The following is a 13,404-nucleotide window of genomic DNA, read 5'->3' as shown; positions in this document are numbered from 1 at the left end:
GTGAGGACTTGACCGGGATGGTCAAAGCGGATACCGCGTCCTGGACCGGGCCGGCCGGGGACGCCTATCGGCAGCGGGCGCAGGACACCGTGACGTTGCTGGAAACCGCCCAGAAGGGTTGTGAGGGTGCGTCCAGTGGGGTGAAGACCGCGGGTGAGGTGGTTGCCGCGGTGCGGGCGTTGGTGCGGGACATCATCGCGGAGCTGGTCGGGCATCTGATCAGCTGGGCGTTGCAGGTGGTGTTCACCCTGGGGATCGGGATGACCTGGGTGGTGCCGCAGGTGGTCAATGCGGTGGCGAAGACGGCGTCGAAGATCGCGGATCTGGTCAAGCGGCTGGTGAAGGCGTTGAAGGCGCTGGTCCCGTTGTTGAAGCGGGCGGGGGATCTGTTCGGTGACGCGGCGAAGGCGTTGCGGAAGATCAAGCCGGGCAAGGCCGCGCCGCCGCCGAAGCACGCCGACATCAAGGGCAACCCCAAGGGCCTCGACGGCCCGCCGCCGAAGGGCGACGGCACCTCACCCTCGGGCGCGAAAGGTGACGGCACCACCACGTCCGGTGCGAAGGGCGGCGGCGACGCGCCGCCGAAGAGCGATCCGCCGCCGACGTCCAAGGGGCCCGACGACACGCCGTCCCCGAACGGCAACACCACGCCCTCCGGCGGTGGCAAGGGCTCTGACGGCGGCAAGCCGAAGGACGGCGGGGGCAAGCCGCGGGACGGCGGGCTGGCCGACCACAACGGCGCCCCCAAGGAGAACTCGACCCCGGCCGAGTGCCGTCCGGGCAGTGGCGACCCGATCGACATGACGACCGGGCGGATGATGCTCGGCCAGACCGACGTCGAGATCCAGGGCGTCCTGTCGCTCGTGCTGGAGCGCAGCCACTTCTCCGGCTACCGCAGTGGTGTCCACTTCGGACAGTCCTGGGCGTCGACCGCCGACCAGCGGCTGGAAACCGGCGACGACCGCGTCGACTTCGCCGTCGAGGACGGCACCCTGCTCGTCTACCCGGTCCCGGGCGCCACGGCGGTCACCCCCGTGGACGGCCCGTGGTGGCCGCTGCGGCGGCTCGGCGACGAGTACGTCCTCGACCAGCCCGATCTCGGCCGCTGCCTGCATTTCCCGGCTGACGGGGACACCGGCTGGCTGACCGCGATCTCCGACGCCGACGGCCACCGGATCACCTTCGACCGCGACACCCACGGGGTCCTGCGCGAGGTCCGGCACTCCGCCGGGCACCGCGTCGCGGTGACCACGGTGGCCGGCCGGATCACCGAGCTGGCCTCCCTCGGCGCACACGAAGGCGACCGCGTCACCCTCGCCCGTTTCGCCTACGACGAGCGGGCGCACCTGGTCGAGGTGATCAACTCGTCGGGCCGGCCGTACCGGTTCACCTACGACGACGCCGGCCGCATCACCGCCTGGCAGGACCGCAACGGCTGGGGCTACGAGTTCGCCTACGACGAGCGCGACCGCTGCGTCCGCGGTACCGGACCGCGCGGGGTGCTCGGCTACACCTTCGCCTACGACCGGGAAAACCGCGTCAACCGCGCGACCGACTCGCTCGGGCACACCACCACGTTCGAGCTGAACGAAGAGTTCCAGCTCGTCCGGGAGACCGACCCGCTCGGCGGTGTCACGGCCTACGAGTGGGACCGCCACGACCGGCTGCTCGCCCGCACCGACCCGCTGGGCCGCGTCACCCGCTACGGCTACGACGAGCACGGCCGGCGGACGTCGGAAACCCGCCCGGACGGCAGCGTGCGCAGCGTCCGCTTCGACTCGCGGGGGCGCCCGCGGGCGACCGTCGAGCCGGACGGCGCGGTCCGGTCGTACGACTACGACGACGCCGGCCGGCTCGTCGCGGCCACCGACCCGATGGGCGGGGTCCGCCGCTACGGCTACGACTCGCGCGGGGCGCTCAGCTCGTTCACCGACGAAGAAGGCCGCACCACCGGGATCGAATGCGACGCACTGGGCAAGCCCCGGACGGTGCTCGACCCCGCCGGCGGCCGCACGTCCTACACCTACGACCGGCTGGGCCGCGTCGAGTCGGTCACCGACCCGACCGGCCATACGACGCAGTTCGCGTGGACGGTCGAGGGTGAGCTGTGGAAGCGCATCGCCCCGGACGGCTCGGTGGAGCGCTTCACCTACGACGGCGAAGTGAACGCGATCGAGCGGACGGACGCCACCGGCGCCGTCACCCGCACCGACTTCGGGCCGTTCGACCTGCCCGTCTGCGAGATCGCCCCGGACGGCAGCCGTACCCGGTTCGAGTACGACACCGAACTGCGGCTCGTCTCGGTCACCAACGCCGCCGGCGCGCGGTGGCGGATCGACTACGACGCGGCCGGGCGGGTCGTGCGGGAAACCGACTTCGACGGCCGGGTCGTCACCTACCGCCGGGACGCCGCCGGGCAGCTGCTGGAAAGCATCCCCGGCACCGGCGCCCCGACGACGTACACGTGGGACGTCCTGGGCCGGATGACCGGCAAGCGCCGTGGGGACAGCGTCACGACGTACTCCTACGACGCCGCGGACCGGCTGGTGCGGGCGACGAACGCCGACGCCGATCTCACGGTGACCTACGACCGCCTCGGGCGTGTGGTGGCCGAAAGCTGCAATGGCCACGAGGTTCATTCGCGGTACGACCTCAGCGGGCTGCGGACCGCGCGCCGCACCGCCACCGGCGTCACCAGCACCTGGACCTACGACGCGGCGAGCGCCCCGGCCGAGCTGACCACCGCCGGCCGGTCGATCCGGTTCGCGCACGACGCGGCCGGCCGCGAGATCGGGCGCGTCTTCGGCACGGCGACGCTGACCCAGGCCTGGGACGCCGGCGACCGGCTGATCGAACAGGTCGTCGCCGGCCCGGACGGGCAGCCGCGGCAGCGCCGTGCGTACCACCACCGGGCCGACGACGTGCTCGCCGGCGTCGACGACCTGCTGTCCGGCCGCCGCGAGTTCGCTCTGGACCGGCTGGGCCGCGTCACCGGGCTGCGTCATCCGGCGGGCGTCGAGCGCTACGCCTACGACGCGATGGGCAATGTCACCACCGCCGACTGGACGACGCGCCACGCCGCCGCGGGCTCCCGCGAGTACACCGGAACGCAGGTCCGGCGCGCCGGCGACGTCCACTACCGCTACGACGAGCTGGGCCGCCTGACGGGGCGACGGCAGCCGGGCGGCGAGTGGATGTTCGCGTGGAACGCCGACGACCGGCTCGAGCGCGTGCGAACCCCGGACGGGAGCGAGTGGCACTACGCCTACGACGCGCTGGGCCGTCGCGTGGCGAAGCGGCTGCTCGGGCCCGACGGCACGACGGCCGCCGAGACCTGCTTCGTCTGGGACGGGATCGTCCCGGCCGAGGAGATCGTCACGGCGGCGGGTGAGCCGCGGCGGGTCACCACCTGGGACTGGGAGCCCGACCGGCCGGTGCCGGTGAGCGTGCTGGACCGCCGGTCCCGCGCGGACGGGGGTGTCGACGAGCAGTTCCACGCCGTCGTCGCCGACCTGGTCGGCAGCCCCGCGGAGCTGGTGGACGAGACCGGCCGGGTCGCCTGGCACGCGACGCGGACGCTGTGGGGCGTGGAGACCGCGGCCCCGGCGCCGACGCCGTTGCGGTTCCCGGGGCAGTACTTCGACGCCGAGACGGGCCTGCACTACAACGTGAACCGGTACTACGAACCGGAAACCGGCCGGTACATCAGCCCGGACCCGATCGGCCTCGGCGGCGGCACCAACCCGCACGCCTACGTCCGCAACCCGACCGGCTGGCTCGACCCGGTCGGTCTCAAGGGCAAGAAGTGCAAGGGCGGCAAGGCGAACAACCCGGTGCTGGCCAACAACCGCCCGGGCCAGCCGGTCTTCCACGGCAACGCGAACGTCCCGGTGACGGAGATCAGCGACAAGCGGTTCGTCGGGATCCTGGAAAACCTCGCCGCCGGTCGTGGCGAAGGGGCACGCCGGGCGAAGGAGCTGCTGAGGCAGATGCAGGAAGGCCGCGGCTGGCAGCAGACGGCGGGCATCCACCAGGGCGGCCTGGGCGGAGCCGCGGGCGGCGCGGACCCGAGACCCCACATCACGGTGAACGTCGGCGGCCGCGGGTACCACGTGCACGTCGGAAGTTCGAACGGGAACCTGTTCGCGCAGGACATCACCCCCAACCCGATCCGCTGAGCAACGCGCACCGGGTCCACCGCCCTAGGCGCCTCCGGCGCCGGCAGTGCGCTTGGCCTGAGGCGGCGCGTCCTCGGGCCAGTCGGCGGCGGTCATGCCGTCGGCGTGGCCCGCGGGCCACTGGACGAGCTCGATCCGGCGACCGTCCGGGTCGGCGATGAGTGCCGTCTTCAGGCCGTCCTCGCCCTCGTGGCCTGGGGCGACCGGCTCGATCCCGTGGCCGGCCAGCACGTCGAGCGTCTCGGCCATCGACCCGACCTGCACGACGAGGTGGCTCACGTCGGTGCCCCGCTCGACCGGCCTGCCGTCGTGGACGAGCTCGACGGTGACGAACTCGTCGCCCGGCAGCTTGAGCATGGTCAGCTGCCCGATCGGCGTCTCGGGTACCCGGCCGACGACCTCGTAGCCGACGGCCGCATAGAACGCCAGCGACCGGTCGAGGTCAGTCACCCGCAGCCCCACGTGCAGGGTGCTCGTGCGCGGGCTTGGGGTCATGCCGGCCTCCTCGTGTTCGGACGGCCCGGTGCGCAGCCGCTCTCACCCCGTGCGTCGATCGCGTGATGCCGGAATCGACAACCGGGCCGGGAATCCCTCCACCAGGCTGCTTTCAGCCGCGGGCAGGCGCCGCCCGGTAGGCGGCGATCCTGATCCGCAGGCCCCGCAGGTGGACCAGGTCGATCTCGAACGCCGAAGCAGGCCGGTAACCGGGAGCGGGCGCGTCCGTCCGGCACGGGCCGGCGAGGTAGACGAACTCGTCGTCCGGGTCGTACCGGGGTGGCGACCAGACGGCCGCGTCCCCCGCCGCGCTGTCCCCACGCCGGGCGCGGGCCAGCCAGTAGACGGGCAGCTTCAGCACCTCGCCCAGCGCCTTGTCCAGGGCGGCGAGGTCGGCTTCGGCGACCGCGAGGCCCCGGCCGCTCCACACCCGCGGCGCCCAGTAGCCGCCGGTGGCGTGGGTGAAGGTCGCCGTGTCACCGGACGCGGTGATCGTCCAGTCGGCCACGGTCGTGAGGGTCGGCATGAGGGCTCCCTGCGGTCGCGGCCCCCCAGGTCCGGCCCACCGTAGTGGATCACGTCCGGACGGCGGCACCCCCGGGTGGCACGCGAGTGTCGCGCCGGCCGGCGGTGAGCGCCGGAAGAGCCAGGTCAGCGGCACCTCACCACCCCGGAGGTCAGTCGTTGTTCATCCGGTATTCATCCACAGATCACCGGATGCGGGTGACCGTGCGAAGCTGACCGGCGTGCACCACGAACAGCCCGAAGAACTCGTCCCCCGGTCCGTGGCCGACCTCGCCGCGGATCCGGCGTGGACGGTCACCCGCACCGGCACGACCGGCCGATGGCTCACCGCCGAGCGGGTCCTCGAGCGGAACGGACACCGCCGGCTCATCGGACTGACCCCGATCCGGCCCGGCACGGTCGCCCTCATGCTGTGGGCCGACGGCGAGGTCGTCGAGCACGTCCGGGGCACCGAAGCCGAGGTCTGCGCGATGGCGCACCGCTGGGCCGCCGAGTTCCTGGTCGGCGAGCAGCCGTAGGCGGCGTCGGCAGCTCCCGGGCGCTAGCCGCCGTGCTCTTCGGCGAGTGCCCGGTACACCGGCCGGAGCAGCTCGGCGACTGTCTCGCCGCCCACCGTGATCACGAACGGCGGTGCCTGGTCCAGCAGCGCGTCGGACGCCGTCCGTGGTGCGTGCAACGGTGCCGCGCCACTCAGGCCCGGGGCCGGGCCGCTGTCGAAGAAGGTGTCCATGACGTCGGTCAGGGCCGGGGACCCGTCGTCGGGATGGAGCGGCTCGGCGGAGATGAGCCGGTTCTTCAGGTCCTCGAGCAGTGCTTCGCGGTTCCGGCCGCGCAGCGCGAGGATGGTGAAGGGATCGTCGGCGACCCGCGCCACGAGCTCGGAGAACACCGCGTTCAGGTGGCCGCACGGCACTTCGGCGGCCGGGCACGTGCAGTCCAGTGACACCTCCCGGGCCGACGACGGGAACAAGGGCAACCGGACCGCTTGGCAGACCTGTTCGACTTCGCGGGGCAGCTCGCCGCTGAGCAGCTGGACCGTGAGCGACGCCTTCGCGGCGAGGGCATGGGTGATCGCCGCCCAGTCCGGTTTCCCGAACGCCGTCAGCCCGATCCGCACCTGGTGCGGGCGGCCGTCCCGCACCTCGGCGTCGACCCGTCCGGCGCCGACCGTCAAGGACGCGACGCGCCCCTGGCCCTTCGCGGGCAACAAAACGCCGATCGCCGCCGACGCGCGGAGGAACCGGGTCGCCCACCACGGGAGTGGCTCAGTCATCGATCGCGTCCTCCCCCAGGGTGAGCACCCCGCGCAGCGCGTCGGTGGACAGCTCGGTGAGCCAGCCGTCGCCTTCGCCCACGACCATGCCCGCGAGCGCGCGTTTCCTGGTGATCAGGGTGTCGATGCGCTCCTCGATGGTGCCCGGGCAGACGAACTTCCGGACCTGGACGGTACGGCCCTGCCCGATCCGGAACGCCCGGTCGGTGGCCTGGTTCTCCACCGCCGGGTTCCACCAGCGGTCCAGGTGCAGGACCTGGCCGGCCGCGGTCAGGGTGAGCCCGGAACCGCCCGCTTTGAGCGACAGCAGGAGGATCCGCGGCCCGTCGCCGGCCTGGAAGCGTTCCACGATCGCGTCTCGCGCCCCCTTGGCCAGGCCACCGTGCAGAAACGCGACTTCGGCGCCGAGCCGGTCCGTCAGGTGGGGCACGAGCAGGTGGCCGAACTCGGTGTACTGCGTGAAGCACAGCACCCGATCACCCGAGGCCAGGATCTCCGCCAGGACCTCTTCGAGGCGGGTGACCTTGCCGGAGCGGTCCCCGATCGGGGAACCGTCGTGCAGCAGGTGCGCGGGGTGGTTGCAGACCTGCTTGAGCTTCGTGATCGCGGCGAGGATGTGGCCGCGGCGCTTGATGCCCTGGCTGTTCTCGATCTTCGTCATCATCTCGTCGACGATCGCGCGGTACAGCGTGCCCTGTTCGCGGGTGAGCCGGTATTCCTGCCGGATTTCGATCTTCTCCGGCAGCTCGGGGACGATCGCGGGGTCCGTCTTCACCCGGCGCAGCAGGTACGGCCGCGTACGCCGGCGCAGCGCGGCGGCCACGGCGGTGTCGCCCCGGCGCTCGATCGGGACGGCGAACCGCTGCCGGAAGCCGGGCCTGCTGCCGAGCAGCCCGGGGTTGAGCAGGTCCAGCACCGACCACAGGTCCGCCAGCCGGTTTTCCACCGGGGTGCCGGTCAGCGCGAGCCGGTGCCCGGCCCGGAACCGCCGCACCGCCTTGGCCGTCGCGGTGTCGGCGTTCTTGATGGCGTGCGCTTCGTCGAGCACCAGGCGCCGCCAGCCGAACGTCTCGAGCTCGCCGGCGTCCCGGGCGGCGGTGGCGTAGGTCGTGACGACGAGGTCGGCCGCCGCCACCTGTTCGGCGAGCGCGTCCCCGTGCGCGCGGCCGCCGCCGTGGTGGGCGTGGACCCGCAGGCCCGGCGCGAAGCTCGCCGCCTCCCGCTGCCACATGCCGACCAGCGACATCGGGCACAGCACCAGCGTCGGAGCGCGATCGCCGTCCGCCCGCTCGAGGGCCTCGAGCGCCAGCGTCTGGACGGTCTTGCCGAGACCCATGTCGTCGGCCAGGCAGGCACCGAGCCCCAGCTCCGACATGAACGCCAGCCAGGCGACACCCCGCCGCTGGTAGGGGCGCAGCGTGGCACGGAACGACAGCGGCAACTCGACCGGCCGCAGCGTCCGCTGGACCCGGCCGGCCAGGACGTCCCCGACCCAGCCGCCGGCGCTGACGCCGACGACCGGCAGCGGCGTCTCCTGCCCGAGGTGGACGAGCTCCAGCAGTTCGGCCGCGGTGGGGCGCCGGCTTCGCCGGTCCGGGTCGCGGCGCAGGAATTCGAGACCGGCGCGGAGCCGGTCGGCGTCGACGCTGATCCACCGCCCCCGCAGCCGCACCAAAGGGGTCTTCGCCGCGACGAGCCTGCCCAGTTCCTCCTCGCCGATCTCGTCGTCCCCCACCGCGATCGACCAGCGGAACCCGGCCAGCTCGTCGCGGCCCGCCCGGCTGCGGGTGACGACCTGCTCGGTGGGCGTGCTGCGGACGGAAAGCCGCAGCCCGAGCCGGCGCCGGCCGTCCCAGGTGGCCGGGAGCTGCACTTCGAACCCGGCCTCGACCAGCCGGGTCGCACCGGAGGTGAGGAAGTGCTCGGCTTCCTCGACGGTCAGGTCGTACTCGGCCGGCCGGGTCCGGCGCAGGGCCGGCGCCAGCATCGGCTCCACCAGCGCGGCCCGCCCCAGCTCGGCGACGAACAGGCCCTTCGGATCCCGGACCAGCCCGTGCGCTTCGCCCGACCAGATCTGCCCGGCCGACAGCAGCAGGCTCGGATCGGCCGTCGCCCGCAAGAGAAACTGCAGCTGCCACTTGGTGCCGTCGCCGGTCTGGTCGTCGGGATCCTCCGCGTCCGGCTGACGCAGTGTGCCGACTTCGGCCAGCCGGAAACACGCCCGGCCGTCGACGACGTCGGTGTCGGCGACCTCGTCCCACTTCGCGACGGCGTCGGCCAGGACACCGAGCTCGTCCAGCCGCAGTTCGACGCGGGAATCGCCGCCCCGCAGCGCGGCCAGCCACATCCCGGCCGCGCCCCGGCCGCCCCGCAGGTCGACGGGTGGGTCCGCGCGCGCCAGCCGGTCCCGGACCGCCGTGTCGACCAGGGCGTGCAGGGCATCGGTGACGAGCGCGCGCGGCGAGGCCCCGGTGAGCGGCGCGATCTGCTCGGCCCGCCCCACCGGCGGCATGGCCGCGACCAGCGCGTCGAACGCGACGAAGTCGACGCCCTGCAGCACCGGGCGCCACCGCGCTTCCGCCGCGTCGCCCCGCCGGACGAGCGTCGGCAGCACCCGGCCGCGCCGCACCAGATCCGCGGCCAGGCGGGCGACGGCCCGCAGGTAGGTGACCGAAGCGCCGTACGTAGCCGAGTCGTCGAGGTCGTCCAGCTCGGCCGCGTCCACCACCAACGCCGGCACCGACCACGGCCGCAACGACGGCGCCGGACCGCGCCGCTTGGCGCCCGCCGTCGCCTCGGCGGAGGCGAGCGGCCGGTTCGCCCGCGACGGCAGCAGCAACGTCACCGACGTCGGCTTGCCGGGATGCAGCGCGGTCAGGTCCGCGCTGGAGACCGCGAACGGATGCGAAAGCGCGATCCGCGTCGCACGGCTCGACGTGCCCGCCGGGCCTCGGTCGCGCTCCGCCCAGAGAAGCAGACCCCGGCCGGGAGACCACAGAGCGTGCACCACGGGCAAGGTCCGGGGCTCCTTCCTCAGGTCGGGGTTCCCGCAGATCGTCGCACGCCGGACGGACAGGCCGCCGACGGAACAGCCGCGAGGTGCGGCAGGCGCGGGGCGGACGGCACGCTCAGTGCGCTTGCTCGCCTTCGGCTCGCCGGCGGATCTGGTCGATCACCATCCGGACGGCCGTCACGAAGTTCTGCGGGTCGTCGAGCCGCACGAACCGCGGGGCGATCCGCGCGATGTTGGGATAGCGGTCCGCGGGCAAGGCCAGGTAGTCCGTCTTCCAGGCGCGCAGGTCGGCCTCCCGGACGTCCGGGGCCAGCGAAGCCAGGCTGGCGTCCATCGCGCTGTAGGACAGCACGACGTCGGCGAACACCCGGTGGTACCGCGCCGCGTCGGTGTCGTTCAGCCCGGCCCGGCGCATGCAGTCGAGTTTGCGTTCGACCGTGCGGAATTCGTTCTCCCGGCGAGCGGCCCGGGCCGCCGAGAGGGCGCCGACCCGGGGGTGGCGGAGAAACGCGTCGTGGGTGTGGATCGCGATCTGCATGAGGTCGTGCGCCCAGTCGTCGGTCGGGGGCGGGGTGTTCGCCAGCGCCTCTTCGTGCAGGGCGTCGAGGAGGGCGAGCAGCAGTTCGTCCTTGTTCCGGAAATGCCGGTAGATGGCCGTCGGGTGCGCGGAGAGCTCGCGGCCGAGTGCCTGGAACGTCAGCTTGTCCATCCCGGTGGAATCCGCGACCCGGAACGCCGCTTCGATGATCAGCTCCTGGCTCAGCGTGCCCCGCGGCAACCGGCCTCGGCGGGCGTTCGTGCTCTTCCCGGTGCTGCTTTTGCTCATTCGCCCTTCTCCGGTCGGTGGCATGACGCAGGGAGACCGTCAGCCGGCGACGGCCGAGCCGTCCGCGCGGGGATCCGTGGCGGCCCCCAGCACCGGACGCGCCTCGCCCGGCAGCCGGCGGACCAGCTGGCCGTGCCCCACCCCGTCTTCGTTCGCGTCGATCTCCTCGACAGTGAATCCTGCCCGCTCGATCGCCCGTACACCGGGCGCGGGGACGTCGCGTTCGGCCTTGACCACACCGGCACCCGACGTCACCCCCGCTTCCATCGCCCCCAGGACCCAGCGCGGCGCCGACGTGGCCGCGCCGGGAGACGCGCCGCCGGCCAGCCGCAGGGCCAGGTGGGTGTGCACCTGCGGCTGGGCGCGCCCGCCCATCGCGCCGTGCGCGCCGACGAGCTCGCCGGCCTCGCGGACCAGCACCGGCATCAGGGTGTGCAGCGGCCGCTTGCCGCCGGCGAGGCGGTTCGGCGAGGCCGGGTCGAGGGTGAAGGACGCACCCCGGTTGTGCAGCACGATCCCGGTGGCGGGATCGAGCAACGCGGCCCCGAAGCAGTGGAAGACGCTCTGGATCAGGGAAACCCAGGTCCCGTCGGCGTCCGCGGCGACGACCGCGACGGTGTCGCCGGACACCTTCACCTGCCCCACCGGCGAATCCGGCACGCCCGACATCGCCTGCTCGGCGATCCGCCGGACGTAGGCGTCGGACAGCACCAGCTCCACCGGTGCCGCGGACCACGCCGGATCGGCGCAGTGGCGGTCGCGGTCGGCGGCGGCCCGGTTGAGCACGGACGCGACCACGCCGGCGTCCCGCCCCACCGGGTCCACGGGCCCGCGGACCGCGCGCACCAGCTCGAGTGCCTTGAGTCCCTGGAGGAAGTACAACCCCTGGGAGTTGCCGCCGCCGGACAGGTACTCGGTTCCGTCGTACACCGCGCTGTGGACTCCCGACAGCTCCACCGTGTGTCCGGCGAAATCCTCCTCGGTCATCGCGGAGCCTTGACCGGCCAGCAGTTTCACCAGGCTCCTCCCCACCTCGCCACCGTACATCGCGGCCGGGCCCTGCTCGGCGAGCATGGCGAGCGTCCGGGCGAGCCGCGGTTGCCGCAGGGTCCGGCCGGCGGACAGGACCGTGCCGTCCGCGGCGAACACCCCGCGCAGTCCCGGATCCCGGATCAGGCGGTGCCGTTCGCGCCACAGGTCCCGGGCGAGGCCGGGCGCGACGGCGACTCCGTCGCGCGCGGCGGCTTCGGCCGGCGCGAGCGCCGCCGCGAGCGGGCGGGTTCCCCAGTTTTCGGCGAGCGCGGCCCAGCCGGCGACCACACCGGGCACCGTCACCGGCAGCGCGCCGTCGACCGGCATGACGGCGTGGTCCGCCGCCAGCGACCGGACGTCGACCGCCCGGGGCGCCCGGCCGCTGGAGTTGACGAAGCGGACTTGCCCGCCCGCGGTACCCACCAGGGCGAGCAGGTCGCCGCCGACCGAGCACTGGTTGGGGTACACCACGGTCAGCACGGCCGCGGCGGCGAGCGCGGCGTCGACCGCGTTGCCGCCGGTCCGCAGCACTTCGGCTGCGGCGTCGCTCGCCGCCGTGTGCGGTGTGGCGACCGCCCAACGGGGGCCCTCCGCGGTCATCCGACGATCGCTGCGCTCCGACATCTTTCCCCTTGTTTCCCGGGCACCTCGGCAAGCCCTGGACTGCCGCCGGCCCCGTTAACAGCCCCGTTACCGTGGATTCCTTGACTCCCGGAGACGGCCGCTCTAGCGTCCCTCCCCATAGTCAACGTCGTCGACTATGACATGGACTAACTCTCCCCCGCAATGGCGTGAACTCGTGAAGGAGTTCGGTATGGCCAGGTCGCATTCCCCGTCCCGCCGGCAGGCACCGCTCCTGGCCGGCTGCCTCGCCGCCGTCGCCGTGACCCTCGCCGGATGCGGGAGCGCCCCCGCCGCCGACGCTCCCCCGCCGCCCGGCGCGGTCAAGGTCCCGGCGGGCGCGCTCGCGCAGGACGGGCAGCTCACCTACTGCTCGGACATCAGCGCGCCACCACTGACCTTCTACGACGCCGCGCAGAAGCCGGTGGGCGTGGAGATCGAGCTCGGCGACGCGATCGCCGCCCAGCTCGGGGCCCGGTCGCGCTGGGCCAACACGAGCTTCAACGGCATCATCCCGGCGCTGCAGGGCAAGCAGTGCGACGCGATCATCAGCCAGCTCTACATCAAGCCCGAACGCGAGAAGGTCGTGGACTTCGTCCCGTACATGTACGCGTCCAACACCCTGATGGTGGGCAGCGGCAACACCGACATCGCGACCGCTGCCGACCTGTGCGGCAAGAAGGCGGCCGTCCAAACGGGCACGACGGTCGTCCAGTACTTCACCGACCAGTCCACGAAGTGCGCGGCGGCCGGGAGACCGAACCTCGACATCCGGCAGTTCACCAAGGACAGCGACGCGCTCCAGCAACTCCGGCTCGGGCTGGTGGACGCCTACGGCACGACGCTGGAGACCGCCGCGTACGTCCAGACCCAGCAGCCGGGCGCCTTCAAGGTCGTCGGCGAGCCGTTCAACCACGTCAAGGTGGGCATCGCGACCCGCAAGGACAGCCCTGGCCTGCACGACGCGCTGGCCCAGGCGTTCGCCGCGATCCAGAAGAACGGCACCTACACCGCCGTGCTCACGAAGTGGAAGCTGACCGGCGATGACATCACCCGGTAGCGCCGCCGGCTTCGACTGGGCGTTCTTCTGGCACTACCTGTTCTCCCCCTCGAGCACGTTCCTCGACGGGCTGTGGCGCACGGTCTACATCTCCGTCGTCGCGCAGCTGCTCGGCGTGCTGCTGGGCCTCCTGCTCGCCCTCGCCCAGCGCAGCCGGCTCGCGCCGCTGCGCTGGGCCGGCCGCGGCTATGTCTGGCTGATCCGCGGCACCCCGCTGCTCGTGCAGCTGGTGGTCGTCTACAACGGACTCGCGGCGGCGGGTGTCTACCGGTTCGCCGACGTCCGGCTAGGGCGTGTCTCCAAAATTTTGGCCCGGTGGCGGGCGATGATCTGCTGGTGACTCGCGCTGGTGAGATCTCGGATGAGCTGTGGGAGCTGGTC

The 13,404-nt window shown here is 72.9% G+C and carries 10 protein-coding genes; 4 read left to right on the top strand and 6 right to left on the bottom strand.

Going from position 1 to position 13,404, the window contains the following annotated elements:
• Window positions 1-17 precede the first annotated feature (17 nt).
• Window positions 18-4,178: an RHS repeat-associated core domain-containing protein gene (locus tag AB0G28_RS47780; RefSeq protein WP_361105808.1), complete on the top strand. Its 4,161-nt coding sequence runs from the start codon at window positions 18-20 to the stop codon at window positions 4,176-4,178.
• A 24-nt stretch (window positions 4,179-4,202) separates the two neighbouring features.
• Here AB0G28_RS47780 and AB0G28_RS47775 read toward each other — a convergent pair whose 3' ends face one another.
• Complete coding sequence (locus tag AB0G28_RS47775; protein ID WP_361105805.1) at window positions 4,203-4,673, bottom strand: VOC family protein; 471 nt, start codon at window positions 4,671-4,673, stop codon at window positions 4,203-4,205.
• Window positions 4,674-4,785: 112 nt separating this feature from the next.
• Window positions 4,786-5,199, bottom strand: a complete 414-nt coding sequence (locus AB0G28_RS47770; RefSeq protein ID WP_361105802.1) for a hypothetical protein — start codon at window positions 5,197-5,199, stop codon at window positions 4,786-4,788.
• A 220-nt stretch (window positions 5,200-5,419) separates the two neighbouring features.
• Here AB0G28_RS47770 and AB0G28_RS47765 point away from each other — a divergent pair, with 220 nt between their 5' ends.
• Window positions 5,420-5,716: a hypothetical protein gene (locus AB0G28_RS47765; RefSeq protein ID WP_361105800.1), complete on the top strand. Its 297-nt coding sequence runs from the start codon at window positions 5,420-5,422 to the stop codon at window positions 5,714-5,716.
• Window positions 5,717-5,739: 23 nt separating this feature from the next.
• Here the strand turns inward: AB0G28_RS47765 and AB0G28_RS47760 are convergent, their stop codons facing one another.
• From AB0G28_RS47760 to AB0G28_RS47745, 4 genes are all read right to left on the bottom strand, one after another.
• Window positions 5,740-6,471 (bottom strand): hypothetical protein, encoded by a 732-nt coding sequence (locus tag AB0G28_RS47760; protein ID WP_361105798.1) that lies wholly within the window; start codon window positions 6,469-6,471, stop codon window positions 5,740-5,742.
• Window positions 6,464-9,487: a DEAD/DEAH box helicase gene (locus AB0G28_RS47755; RefSeq protein ID WP_361105795.1), complete on the bottom strand. Its 3,024-nt coding sequence runs from the start codon at window positions 9,485-9,487 to the stop codon at window positions 6,464-6,466. The genes AB0G28_RS47760 and AB0G28_RS47755 overlap by 8 nt, the downstream gene beginning before the upstream one ends.
• A 112-nt stretch (window positions 9,488-9,599) precedes the next feature.
• On the bottom strand, window positions 9,600-10,310 hold the full coding sequence (locus AB0G28_RS47750) for a TetR family transcriptional regulator (protein WP_361105792.1): 711 nt from the start codon (window positions 10,308-10,310) through the stop codon (window positions 9,600-9,602).
• Window positions 10,311-10,349: 39 nt separating this feature from the next.
• On the bottom strand, window positions 10,350-11,942 hold the full coding sequence (locus tag AB0G28_RS47745; RefSeq protein ID WP_361105789.1) for a gamma-glutamyltransferase: 1,593 nt from the start codon (window positions 11,940-11,942) through the stop codon (window positions 10,350-10,352).
• A gap of 214 nt (window positions 11,943-12,156) precedes the next feature.
• Here AB0G28_RS47745 and AB0G28_RS47740 point away from each other — a divergent pair, with 214 nt between their 5' ends.
• Window positions 12,157-13,023, top strand: a complete 867-nt coding sequence (locus AB0G28_RS47740; protein WP_361105786.1) for an ABC transporter substrate-binding protein — start codon at window positions 12,157-12,159, stop codon at window positions 13,021-13,023.
• Window positions 13,007-13,363 (top strand): ABC transporter permease subunit, encoded by a 357-nt coding sequence (locus AB0G28_RS47735; RefSeq protein WP_361105783.1) that lies wholly within the window; start codon window positions 13,007-13,009, stop codon window positions 13,361-13,363. Before AB0G28_RS47740 ends, AB0G28_RS47735 begins: the two co-directional genes overlap by 17 nt.
• Window positions 13,364-13,404: the final 41 nt, after the last annotated feature.

Origin of the sequence: Amycolatopsis sp. NPDC021455 (genome assembly GCF_040640995.1) — a bacterium.
In the GTDB taxonomy this organism is placed as follows: domain Bacteria; phylum Actinomycetota; class Actinomycetes; order Mycobacteriales; family Pseudonocardiaceae; genus Amycolatopsis.
Note: the sequence above shows the minus strand (reverse complement) of the source record. Positions and strands in the feature narration are given on the sequence as shown.

Bases quoted from the DNA above. Each gene is read 5' to 3' on its own strand.
- AB0G28_RS47780 (WP_361105808.1), top strand. From the start codon at position 18: ATGGTCAAAGCGGATACCGCGTCCTGGACCGGGCCGGCCGGGGACGCC.
- AB0G28_RS47775 (WP_361105805.1), bottom strand. From the start codon at position 4,673: ATGACCCCAAGCCCGCGCACGAGCACCCTGCACGTGGGGCTGCGGGTG.
- AB0G28_RS47770 (WP_361105802.1), bottom strand. From the start codon at position 5,199: ATGCCGACCCTCACGACCGTGGCCGACTGGACGATCACCGCGTCCGGT.
- AB0G28_RS47760 (WP_361105798.1), bottom strand. From the start codon at position 6,471: ATGACTGAGCCACTCCCGTGGTGGGCGACCCGGTTCCTCCGCGCGTCG.
- AB0G28_RS47750 (WP_361105792.1), bottom strand. From the start codon at position 10,310: ATGAGCAAAAGCAGCACCGGGAAGAGCACGAACGCCCGCCGAGGCCGG.
- AB0G28_RS47745 (WP_361105789.1), bottom strand. From the start codon at position 11,942: ATGACCGCGGAGGGCCCCCGTTGGGCGGTCGCCACACCGCACACGGCG.
- AB0G28_RS47740 (WP_361105786.1), top strand. From the start codon at position 12,157: ATGGCCAGGTCGCATTCCCCGTCCCGCCGGCAGGCACCGCTCCTGGCC.
- AB0G28_RS47735 (WP_361105783.1), top strand. From the start codon at position 13,007: ATGACATCACCCGGTAGCGCCGCCGGCTTCGACTGGGCGTTCTTCTGG.